The organism is Nocardia sp. NPDC004582 (assembly GCF_053602115.1).
Genome location: NZ_JBSGCY010000183.1, coordinates 1 through 11,067, shown reverse-complemented (window position 1 = coordinate 11,067; position 11,067 = coordinate 1). Strand labels below are relative to the sequence as shown.

The 11,067-nt window shown below is 70.7% G+C and carries 9 protein-coding genes; 3 read left to right on the top strand and 6 right to left on the bottom strand.

From position 1 onward, the window contains the following. Position 1: 1 nt before the first annotated feature. Positions 2–304 carry a hypothetical protein gene (locus ACWELJ_RS30955; protein WP_452369638.1) on the bottom strand — a complete coding sequence of 101 codons (303 nt, stop codon included), beginning with the start codon at positions 302–304 and terminating at the stop codon, positions 2–4. Positions 305–390: 86 nt separating this feature from the next. On the opposite strand from ACWELJ_RS30955, the gene ACWELJ_RS30950 reads away from it, so the two are divergent. Next, the gene (locus ACWELJ_RS30950) at positions 391–1,242 is read left to right on the top strand and encodes an NAD(P)H-binding protein (RefSeq protein ID WP_452369637.1); all 852 of its coding nucleotides are present in this window, start codon (positions 391–393) and stop codon (positions 1,240–1,242) included. A 6-nt stretch (positions 1,243–1,248) separates the two neighbouring features. Here the strand turns inward: ACWELJ_RS30950 and ACWELJ_RS30945 are convergent, their stop codons facing one another. The 5 genes from ACWELJ_RS30945 to ACWELJ_RS30925 form a co-directional block, all read right to left on the bottom strand. Next, the gene (locus ACWELJ_RS30945) at positions 1,249–1,692 is read right to left on the bottom strand and encodes an SRPBCC family protein (protein ID WP_452369636.1); all 444 of its coding nucleotides are present in this window, start codon (positions 1,690–1,692) and stop codon (positions 1,249–1,251) included. Next, complete coding sequence (locus ACWELJ_RS30940; protein WP_452369635.1) at positions 1,692–2,057, bottom strand: ArsR/SmtB family transcription factor; 366 nt, start codon at positions 2,055–2,057, stop codon at positions 1,692–1,694. The genes ACWELJ_RS30945 and ACWELJ_RS30940 overlap by 1 nt, the downstream gene beginning before the upstream one ends. Before the next feature lie 258 nt (positions 2,058–2,315). Next, positions 2,316–5,078, bottom strand: coding sequence for a phosphoenolpyruvate carboxylase (ppc, locus tag ACWELJ_RS30935; RefSeq protein ID WP_452369634.1), 2,763 nt, complete (start codon positions 5,076–5,078; stop codon positions 2,316–2,318). A gap of 30 nt (positions 5,079–5,108) precedes the next feature. Next, positions 5,109–7,820 (bottom strand): bifunctional acetate--CoA ligase family protein/GNAT family N-acetyltransferase, encoded by a 2,712-nt coding sequence (locus ACWELJ_RS30930; protein ID WP_452369639.1) that lies wholly within the window; start codon positions 7,818–7,820, stop codon positions 5,109–5,111. A gap of 28 nt (positions 7,821–7,848) precedes the next feature. After that, positions 7,849–9,105, bottom strand: a complete 1,257-nt coding sequence (locus tag ACWELJ_RS30925; RefSeq protein WP_452369633.1) for an acetoin utilization protein AcuC — start codon at positions 9,103–9,105, stop codon at positions 7,849–7,851. A 213-nt stretch (positions 9,106–9,318) separates the two neighbouring features. Here ACWELJ_RS30925 and ACWELJ_RS30920 point away from each other — a divergent pair, with 213 nt between their 5' ends. Continuing rightward, positions 9,319–10,005 carry an iron dependent repressor, metal binding and dimerization domain protein gene (locus tag ACWELJ_RS30920; RefSeq protein WP_452369632.1) on the top strand — a complete coding sequence of 229 codons (687 nt, stop codon included), beginning with the start codon at positions 9,319–9,321 and terminating at the stop codon, positions 10,003–10,005. Positions 10,006–10,008: 3 nt separating this feature from the next. Beyond that, positions 10,009–10,989 carry a UDP-glucose 4-epimerase GalE gene (gene galE, locus ACWELJ_RS30915; protein ID WP_452369631.1) on the top strand — a complete coding sequence of 327 codons (981 nt, stop codon included), beginning with the start codon at positions 10,009–10,011 and terminating at the stop codon, positions 10,987–10,989. The last annotated feature ends 78 nt before the right edge of the window (positions 10,990–11,067 follow it).

The window sequence follows — 11,067 nt, the reverse complement described above, 5'->3', positions numbered from 1 at the left end:
ATCAGGATGCGGTCGCCGGGGGCCAGCGGGACGGTGTAGAAGAAGTCGCGGGGCGCTCCGGGTGGGCGTAGGTGGCTCGGGTGCGCGGGCCCACCACCCAGGCGTCGCGGCGGCCGGATGCCTCGCGGCGCAACACGATCGAGGTGGCGGCCATCGGCAAGTGGCTGAAGGCGACCTGCCCGGGATCGACGGTCGGGATGTGGGCTATCTCGGCGATCCAGGGGCGCAGCCCGGCGGGCGGCGGCGTACGGCGCTCGAGGTCCTCGGCGGACACGACGGGAGCCAGGGTTTGCGCGGTGGTCACCGAATCCACTCTAGGCAGCGGCGGCCGGTCCGGCTGTGCCGGTTTTTCCTATCCCGCCGGCCAGGCCCGGCGGCAGGGTGATGGACATGATCGTTATCACCGGTGCCACGGGCACCATCGGCAGTGAAGTCGTCCGGTTGCTGGCCGCGCGGGAGGTGAAAGTCCGTGCGGTGACCCGGAATCCGGAGCAGGCGCGGGTCCCGGAAGGAGTCGAGGTGGCGCGCGGCGACTACGCCGACACCGAGTCCATGGCCGCCGCCTTCGCCGGCGCCGAAGCGGCATTCCTGGTCGGGCTGCTCGGCCCCGACTATGTGGAACTGGATCGGGCGCTGGTCGCGGCGGCGCGCGAAGCCGGGGTGCGTCGTCTGGTGAAACTGTCCGCCATCGGCACCGGGGATCCCGAGCTGGGCCGGGTCGGCACCTGGCATATGCCCGGCGAGCAGGCGGTGCGCGAGAGCGCGGTGGCCTGGACCATCCTGCGGCCCAGCAGTTTCGCCTCCAACACGCGCAGCTGGAGTACGCCGATCCAGGCCGGTCAGCCGGTCCCGAACATGACCGGCGCCGGCGCACAGGGCGTGGTCGATCCGCGCGATGTGGCGGCGGTGGCGGCCGAAGCCCTGCTCTCCGACGACCATGCGGGACGGATCTACACCCTCACCGGTCCCGCGGCGCTGACCACCCACGACCAGGCCACCGTGCTGGCGGCGGCGCTGGACCGCCCGATCGACGTCACCGACATCCCCCTGACGGTGGCCCGCGGATTCATGCTCGAGTCCGGCATGTCCCAGGAGTACGCGGAAGGCGCGCTGGCCGGTCAGGCGTTCGTCCGCGACGGCGGGAACGCCATCGTCACCGGCGACGTCGAGCAGGTCCTCGGCCGGGCGCCCCGCACCTATGCCGACTGGGTGCGCGACCACCTCACCGAATTCCGGGCCTGAGCCGGGTCAGGCGGCGGCCAGGACCGAACCGAGCCGGTCGTGCATGCCCTGCCAGCCGCCGCCCATGATGCCGCGGGCACGCTGCATGACCGGGTCCTCGGGGTCGAAACCGCTGTGGCTGAACAGGACTCGGGTGCCGTGCCCCTCGGGACGCAGGGTCCAGCTGATCACCCAGCCCGTCTCCCGCTCGGCCTTGGCGTCGCTCCAGGTGAGGGTGAGCAGTTCGGGCTCGACGACCTCGAGCACCCGGCCGCGGATCTCGCCGGAGAAGTTCTGGCCGGGCATGGGCTGGGTGGTCATCTCGAAGACCGTGCCCACCACCGGCTCGAACCCGGCGGGCCGCATCATCCACTGCCCCATGAGTTCCGGGGTGGTGAGCGCCCGCCACACCTTCGCGGGCGGATGCGGATAGAACTGGTCGAGTTCGATCCTGGTGCGGTCCTCGGTCATCATCGGTCCTTCTCGTCGGGATCGTCGGGCTGGTCGGGCATGGCGTCGAGCACCGCACCCAGGTCACGCAGCCGGGCCCGCCAGAACCGTTCGAACGGATCGAGCCAGGACTGCACGTCGTGCAAGGGGTTCGGTTCCACGCGGTAGAACCGTTGCCGCCCACGCTTGTCCTCGGTCACCAGACCCGCGTCCCGCAGCACCTTCAGATGCTCCGAGACGCTGGGCCGTGCCATGTCGAAGCGCTCGGCGATCACCTGCACCGACTGCTCGCCCGCGAGCAGCAGGTCGAGGATGTCGCGCCGGGTCGGGTTGGCCAGCGCGCCGAACACACGATCGGCGTCTCCGGATTTCAAGCGGTAGGGCACCCGATCACAATAGGTAGGAAATTACCTACGCGTCAAACCCCGGCCCTCGGCCCCAGAGAAGGCCGCGCTCACAACCCGAAGCTCCCCGTACCGATGCTTCCGGCACCGTCACAGCCATAGATCCCCGGATCCAGGGTGTGCGCGCCGGACGTCGTGGCGGCCACCGCGACGTCTGCGACGCGGACTGCGGCCCTTGGGTCATCGTGATCGTGTGGGAGCCCGCCGCCCCAGGTTTCCGGGGCGGCGTCGCTGGATCGATCAACCGGAGTTGCGCAGCGCGGTGGCGAGACCGTTCATGGTGAGCAGGATGCCGCGCTCGACGAGTTCGGAGGTGTCCCCCGCGCGGCGGCGGCGGAGTAGCTCGACCTGGAGTTGATTGAGCGGTTCCAGGTACGGGAACCGGTTGTGGATGGACTCGGCCAGGGCCGGGTTGTCGGCGAGCAGTTCGTCCGTGCCGGTGATGGCGGCGTGCATGCGCGCGGTGCGGGTGAACTCGTCGCAGATCATGCCGAAGACGGTGTCGCGCAAGGCCGCATCGGGCACCAGGTCGGCGTAGCGGGCGGCGATGTCCATATCCGCCTTGGCCATCACCTGGGCCAGGTTGGACATGACCGTGTTGAAGAACGGCCAGCGCCGGTACAGGTCCGACAGGGTGGCCAGGCGCTCGGCGTCGTCGCCGATCCACTGTTCGAACGCGGTTCCGGTGCCGTACCAGCCGGGCAGCATGACCCGCGATTGACTCCAGGCCATGACCCACGGGATGGCGCGCAGGTCGTAGACGGAGTCGGTGGGTTTGCGCGAGGCGGGGCGGCTGCCCAGGTTCAGGTCCGCGACCTCGGCCACGGGCGTCGAGGCCCGGAAGTACTCGACGAAGCCCGGGGTCTCGTGCACCAGCTTCGAGTACGCGATGCGCGCGGATTCGGCCAGCTCGTCGAGGATTTCGTAGGCCGGCTCGGCCTCCGCGCCCAGCCCCTCCACATCCAGCAGCGTGGATTCCAGGGTGCCCGCGACCAGCGCCTCCAGATTGCGGTACGCGGTACCGGAATCGGCGTACTTGGTGGAGATGACCTCGCCCTGTTCGGTCAGCCGCAGCGCGCCGCGCACCGCCCCGGCGGGCTGGGCCAGGATGGCGTCATAGCTGCGGCCGCCGCCGCGGCCGACGGTGCCGCCGCGACCGTGGAAGAGCCGCAACCGGATTCCGGTCTTGCGGGCCACGTCCACCAGGTTCTGCTCGGCGCGGTACAGCGCCCAGTTCGCGGCCAGATACCCGCCGTCCTTATTGGAGTCGGAGTAGCCGAGCATGACCTCCTGTTGCATGCCGCGCGCGGCGACCAGGCGGTGATAGGCGGGCACTTCCAGTGCGGCCGAGAGGATGTCGGCGCCCTGGCGCAGGTCGTCGATCGTCTCGAACAGCGGCACCACCCCGACCGGGCTGGACGGCGCGGTGTCCGTGTCGCCCGGATCGAGGATGCCCGCCTCCTTCAGCAGCAGGGCGGCCTCGAGCATGTCGCTGACCGAGGTGCACATGCTGATGATGTAGTTGGGCACGGTATCCGGGCCCAGATCGTCGAGTGCGGTCTTGGCGGCGCGCACCACCGCGAGCTCCTTGGCCGCCAGTTCGCTCAGCCGCGCGGTGGGCCCGACCAGCGGTCGGCGCGTGGTCAATTCGGCCGACAGCAGCGCCACCCGCTCCTCCTCGCCGAGCGAGGCGTAATCGGGATGCACTCCGGCCCAGGCGAACAGCTCCGCCACCACCTGCTCGTGGGTTTCGGAGTTCTGGCGCATGTCCAGGCCCTGGAGGTGAAATCCGAAGGTCTCCACGGCCGATCGCACCGAGGCCAGCTGATCGTCGGCCAGCAGTCCGTCTCCGGACGCCCGCATGGACGCGTCGACCACGTCCAGGTCGGCCAGCAACTCCCCCGGCCCGGCATAGGGCCGCGCCCCGGCATCGATGCCGTCCGGGGGCATCTCGCCCAGCGCCCGGATCGCGGTGGCGCTGAGCCGGGCCCGGATCGCGCGCACGGCCCGGCGGTACGGCTCGTCGGCCCGCTGTGGCGACTCGTCGAATCCGGCATCGGCCAGCGCCGCCAGCTCCGTCGTCACCGGCACCAGCCGCGCCGACTGCGACAGCGTCTTCTCCAGTTCGACCAGCCCGCTCAGATACCGCTCGAAGGCCACCGTGCCCGCGCGGTGAGTGGCGCGGTGCACCACGTCGGCGGTCACATTGGGATTGCCGTCGCGGTCGCCGCCGATCCACGAGCCGGGCCGCAGGATCGGCCGCGCCAGCAGCTCGTGCTCCGGCCAGCGGGATCGCAGCGCGGCCCGCACCTGGTCGTTGATGCGCGGGATGACGTCGAACAGCGTGAGTTCGTAGTACCGCAGCCCCACGTCGATCTCGTCCTGGATCCGCAAGCGCGCCAGCCGGATCAGCGCCGCCCGCCACAGTTGCAGCACCTGGCGGCGGATGTCGATCTCGAGCTCGGCGAACTCCGGCTCGTACTTGTTGTAGCGCTGCCGCTGCCGCATCAGGTCGGTGATCCGCCGCTGCACGTCGAAGATGGTGCGCCGCCGGGTCTCGGTCGGATGCGCGGTGATGACCGGCGAGACCAGCGCGTCCGACAGCAGATCGGCGACCACCGCCCCGTCGGGCCCGTAGTCGTCGAGCTTGCGGTAGGTGGCGGCCAGGCTGGAGTCCTGGGGCGGCTCGCCGGCCGCGACGTGCACCGCGCGCCGGCGATCGCGCTGCAGGTCCTCGGCCAGATTGGCCAGCAGCAGGAAGTGGCTGAACGCGCGGATCACCGGGATGGCGGTGCGGATGTCGACATCGCGCAGCATGTCCGCGACCGCGCTGCGCTCCACCTCCGAGCGGCGAATCCGGAACGCCTCCACCCGGACCCGTTCGATCAGGTCGAAGATCTCCGGGCCCTCGTGGTCGCGAATGGTGTCCCCGAGAACGCCGCCGAGGAACCTGATGTCGTCGCGCAGCGGCGCGGTCGCTGTCTCGATCTGATTCGCCTGCACTACGTTCACCTCTCCGAGTTCGGCTACTGATCAACCCATTCGGCGCGGCCCGATGTCGAACCGGTTGGGTTCCGGCCCGATTCGCACCCGCGTGTACAGCACCGCCGCACCGTCGGGCGAGGCCAGCACCGGTTCGCACTGCAACTCTCGCACCTCGGGCAGGTCGTCGCAGAGCGCCGAGATCCGTTGCGCCAGTTCGGCCAGCGCGTCCTTGTCGACCGGCTTGCCGATATCGCGGCCGGCCACGGTGCCCGACAGCAGCGGGGCCGCCCGGGGCGCGTCGATGAGCTCGGCCGACTCCGCCTCGGTCAGCGGCAGCGCCCGGTACACCCGGTCGCCGAGCAGATCGATGATGGTGCCCGACAGGCCGAAACTGATGACCGAACCGAACGACGGGTCGTCCTGCACCCGGAAGGTGCAGCCCACGCCCTTGGTGGCCATGCGCTGGATGTGCACCGGATTGCCGGAGATCTCGGCCAGATCGGTGAAGGCCCGCCGCACCGCGTCGGGTCGCCACAGGTCCAGTCGCACGCCGGTGAGATCGGGCCGGTTGCGCCAGATCTCCCCGGTGGCCTTGGCCGCCACCGGGAATCCCAGTTCCTCGGCGGCCGCCACCGCGGCGTCGGCGTCGCGCACCTCCCGGAACTCGACCACGTCGATGCCGTAGCAGCCCAGCAGTTCCGCGGCCTGCAGATCGGTGAGCCACCCGGCGTCCTCGCCGGACATCCACCGCGCCACCAGCTCCCGCGCCCGCGCGGTGTCGGCGCCGCCGGGCCGGGCGATCGGCGACAGCGGCCGGGTGCGCCACTCGGCGTAGCGCCGCGCCCGCCCCAGCGCGCGGGCCGCCCGCTCCGGATCGCCATAGGAGGGAATGGAACCGCGCTCGAGGATGCCGCCCAGCCCGCGGGTGGCGAGCAGGTTCGGCATGCCCTGATCGGCGACGAAGGTGGTGAGCACCGGGGTCGCCGGATCCGATTGCGCGCCCGCGCGAATCGCCTCGGCGAAGGAGGCCACGGCCGCGGGCACGGGCGGCGAGTAGATGACGATCACCGCGTCCACCGCCGGATCGCTGGTCGCGGCGGCCACCGCGGTCAGGTAGTCCGCGGGACCGGCCTGCGGGCCGAGATCGGTGGGCTCGTCCACGGTCAGCCCCTCACCGCGCGCCGCGTCGACGGCCAGCCAGCTCAGCGCGGCGCTGTTGCCGATCACCGCCAGCCGCGGCCCCGCCGGCAGCGGCTGATAGGCCAGCAGCATGGCGCAGTCGAACAGTTCGGTGATGGAATCGACCTGGATGATCCCGGCCTGCGCGAACAGGTTGCGCACCAGCGAGCGATCCAGATCCTGGTCCCCGTCCACCCGCGCCGCGTTGCGGCCGCTGTTCACGGCCACAATGGGTTTGGTGTGCGCCACCCGGCGCGCGATGCGGGAGAACTTGCGCGGATTGCCGAAGGTCTCCAGATACAGCAGCACCACATCGGTGTCCGGGTCGCTGTCCCAGTACTGCAGCAGGTCGTTGCCGGAGACGTCGGCGCGGTTGCCGGCGGACACGAACGTGGACAGCCCCAGCTGGCGGGCCGCGGCCTCGCCGAGGATGGCCGCGCCCAGCGGGCCCGACTGGCAGAAGAATCCGATCCGCCCGCGCCCGGGCAGCACCGGCGCGAGGGTGGCGTTCAACGCGATGGCCGGATCGGTGTTGGCGATGCCGAGCGCGCTCGGACCCACCACCCGCATGCCGTGCGCCCGCGCGGCGTCGACCAGGTCGCGTTCGGCCTGATAGCCGTGCGGCCCGGTCTCGGAGAATCCGGCGGTCAGCACCACCAGGCCCTTGACGCCCTTGGCCATGCAGTCGTCGAGCACCGACCCGATCTCGGTGGCGGGCACCGCGATCACGGCCAGATCGACCTCGTCGGGGATGTCGCGCACGGTCGGATAGGCGCGGACACCGCGCACCGCGGTGCGGTTCCGGTTCACCGGGAACACCGGCCCCTGATAGGCCCCCGAGAGCAGGTTGGCCAGCACCGCGCCGCCCACCCGGCTGGTCGAGGGGGTGGCCCCGATCACCGCGATGGACTTGGGCGACAACAGGTTCCCGACGCTGCGCGCCTCGGAGGCCCGTTCGCGCGAATCCCGCACCGACAGCAGCGCCTCGGTCGGGTCGATCGCGAACTCGAGGTGCAGCACCGATCCGTCGCGGCTGCGCTGCACCTGATAGCCGGCGTCGCGGAACACCTGCACCATGGCGTTGTTCTCGGCCAGCACCTCGGCCACGAAGGTCTCGATATCGTTCTCGGCGGCCGCGCCCGCGAGGTGTTCGAGCAGGATCGAGCCCAGTCCGCGGCCCTGATGCTCGTCGGCGACCACGAACGCCACCTCGGCTGCGCGCGGCCCGGGCCGGTCGGCCAGGTACTCGTAGCGGCCCACCGCGATGATCTCGTCGCCGAGTTCGGTCACCAGCCCGACCCGGTCGCGATAGTCCACGTGCGTGGTCCGGTACAGGTCCTTGGGCGTCATCCGCGGATACGGCCCGAAGTAGCGCAGGTAGCGGGTGCGGTCGGAGAGCGCGGTGTGGAAGCGCTCCAGCGCCTGGGCATCGTCGGGGGTGATGGGCCGCAGCCCGACCACGCCGCCATCGGAGGCCAGCACGTCGGCGAACCAATGTTCCGGCGGCGGAGGCGGGTTCACCGGTGTGCCGGGGGTGTCGGGTGGCAGCGGCGCCGGGGGCGCGCTGCCGTTGCCGGACACGGCGGCCGGGTCGGCGGAGTGGGAGGGGTCAGTCACGGGGATCCTCCGGATCCAGGCCGAGCAGGCCGAAACTCGCCCGGCGCGTTGCCAATACGGATGTGTCGAGGGCCCGGCGGGCGCGGTCCACGCGCTCGTCGCCGGTGTCGCGGCCGCCGCCGGGGCCGTCCCAGCGCGCGAACGAGGTGTCGGCGCCGTCGCCCATGGTCTCGGGTACCGCCACCATGGGCGCGTACCGGCCGACCAGCTCACGCCAGTGCGGCGGGGTGGGGGTGGTCGGATCGATGGTGCGGTCCAGGGCGGTCGCCAGCAGGTGGGTCCAGGCCCGTGGCACCACCCGGATCAGGCCGTATCCACCGCCGCCGACGGCCAGCCAGCGGCCCTCGGCATACCGGTCGGCGAGCTCACGCATGGCCAGGAAGGCGGCGCGCTGACCGTCGATGCTGAGTTCCAGATCCGCGAGAGGGTCCTCGCGGTGGGTGTCGACACCGCACTGGCTGATCACGATCTGCGGCCGGAACGCCGCCAGCGCGCCCGGCACCACCGCGTGGAAACCGCGCAGCCACAGCGAATCCCGGGTGCCGGGCATGATCGGCAGGTTGATGGCGGTGCCCTCGGCCGCGCCCATGCCGGTCTCCTCCGGCCAGCCGGTATTGGGCCACAGGGTCGCCGGGTGCTGGTGGATGGACACCGTCAGCACCCGCGGGTCCCCGTAGAACACCCGCTGTACCCCGTCACCGTGGTGCACGTCCACATCGAGATAGGCGATGCGGTCGAAACCGTTGTCGAGCAACCACGAAATCGCCACCGCTACATCGTTGTACACACAGAACCCCGCTGCCGAGTCCGGCATGGCGTGATGCATGCCACCGCCGATGCTCACCGCCCGGCGGGTGTGCCCGGCCGCGATCGCCCGCGCGGCGGCCAGCGTGCCGCCCACGATGACCGACGCCGCCTCGTGCATGTGCGGGAAGACCGGGTTGTCGGCGGAGCCGAGGCCGTGTGGCGGGGCGGTGGGCACCGCGCCCAGCGGTTGCCGGGCGTGTTTGACCGCCTCGATGTAGTCGTGGGTGTGCACGCGCAGCAGTTCCGATTCACCGGCGGCGTCCGGTGTGAGTTGCTCCACTCCGTCGAGCAGGCCCAGTCCCTCGGCCAACGCCATGGTGAACTGCAGGCGCACCGGGCGCATGGGGTGCTCGGGGGTCCAGGTGTAGTCGAGGAATCGATCGGTCCACACGACCGTTCCATCCACTGCGAGGTTCGGTTCACCACCAGCTCGGCCAGGCATACCTGCCACGCTAATGCGTCGCGCCGGTTCGTAGGCTTGGCACACCGCGGTGCCCGCCGGGCTGTCGTACCGGGATGGCAGGCTGCCACCGAGCAAACCTGCTGGGAACACGCTGCCCGTCCTGGCTGTTGACCGTGCGTTCGCGAAATAAGCTGTCGCCCGGTGCAGCCGCCGTGCATGGGTAGAATTCGTGCCGACGAAGGGGTTTAACAGGTGAAGGATCTGGTCGACACCACGGAGATGTACCTCCGTACCATCTACGACCTCGAGGAGGAGGGTGTCACGCCGCTGCGTGCGCGCATCGCCGAACGCCTCGAGCAGAGCGGCCCGACGGTGAGCCAGACGGTCGCGCGGATGGAGCGCGACGGTCTGCTGAACGTCGCCGGTGATCGCCACCTCGAGCTGACCGAGAAGGGCCGCGCCATGGCGGTTGCCGTGATGCGCAAGCACCGGCTGGCCGAGCGTTTGCTGGTCGACATCATCGGTCTCGACTGGGAGAACGTGCACGCCGAGGCCTGCCGCTGGGAGCACGTGATGAGCGAGGAGGTCGAGCGCCGCCTGGTCGAGGTGCTCAACCACCCCACCACCTCCCCCTACGGCAATCCGATTCCGGGCCTGGACGAACTGGGCATCGATCCCGCCGCCGGGTCCGAGGAGAAGCTGGTCCGGCTCAGCGACCTGCCCGCCGGCCAGTCCCAGGCCGTGGTCGTGCGCCGGCTGTCCGAGCACATCCAGACCGACCCGGAGACCATCAACCAGCTCCGCCAGGCCGGGGTGGTGCCCGACGCCCGCGTCACCGTGGAGAACAAGCCGGGCGCGGTGGTCATCTCGGTGCCCGGGCACGAGGGATTCGAACTGTCCGACGAGATGGCGCACGCCGTCCAGGTGAAGTTGGTCTGATCCGTGAAGCTTCTGGTAACTGGCGGCGCCGGCTACGTGGGTGGCGTGTGCGCGCAGGTTCTGCTCGAGGACGGCCACGAGGTCGTGGTCGTCGATGATCTGTCCACCGGCAACGCCGACGGCGTCCCGGCCGGAGCCAAGTTCGTCGAGGGCGATATCGCCACCGTCGGCGCCGAGCTGATCGCCACCGAATCCTTCGACGGAGTGCTGCATTTCGCGGCCCAGTCGCTGGTCGGCGAATCGGTGGTGGCGCCGGAGAAGTACTGGCACGGCAATGTGGTCAAGACCCTGACCCTGCTCGAGGCCATGCGCGCGGCGGGCACACCGAAACTGGTGTTCTCCTCCACCGCGGCGGTGTACGGCGAGCCCGAGCAGGTGCCGATCGTCGAGGACGCTCCGAAAGCGCCGACCAACCCCTACGGTGCGTCGAAGCTGTCCATCGACCACGCGATCACCTCGTACGCGGCCGCGCACGGCTTGGCCGCGACCAGCCTGCGCTACTTCAACGTGGCCGGCGCGTACGCCGGGCTCGGCGAGAACCGTGTGGTGGAAACCCATCTCATCCCCCTGGTATTGCAGACCGCGCTGGGTCATCGTGAGTCGATCTCGGTGTTCGGCACCGACTACCCGACGCCGGACGGCACCGCGGTGCGCGACTACATCCACATCCGTGATCTGGCGCAGGCGCATCTGAAGGCGCTCGAGCAGTCGCGGCCGGGTGCGCATCGCATCTTCAATCTGGGCAGCGGCACCGGTTTCTCGGTGCGCGAGGTCATCTCGGCCTGCGCGCGGGTGACCGGCCTGCCGATCAACGCGGTCGACGCCCCGCGCCGGGCGGGCGACCCGGCCGTGCTGATCGCCTCCAGCGCCAAGGCCATCGCCGAACTCGGCTGGACGCCCGAGCACACCGATCTCGACGAGATCGTCTCCGACACCTGGGAATTCCTGCGCTCCCTCGGCGACCGCGCGCACAGCGCCCGCTGAGCCCTTCCGGACCGGCCCGGGGCCCGCGGCCCGATCACCGCGGCTCCGGCCCGAGGCGGACGCCCAGATCGGCGGCGG

What these genes read in the sequence shown, in the direction of transcription:
- ACWELJ_RS30945 (WP_452369636.1), bottom strand. Translation starts at nt 1,692, where the DNA reads ATGACCGAGGACCGCACCAGGATCGAACTCGACCAGTTCTATCCGCAT.
- ACWELJ_RS30925 (WP_452369633.1), bottom strand. Translation starts at nt 9,105, where the DNA reads ATGCCTGGCCGAGCTGGTGGTGAACCGAACCTCGCAGTGGATGGAACG.
- ACWELJ_RS30950 (WP_452369637.1), top strand. Translation starts at nt 391, where the DNA reads ATGATCGTTATCACCGGTGCCACGGGCACCATCGGCAGTGAAGTCGTC.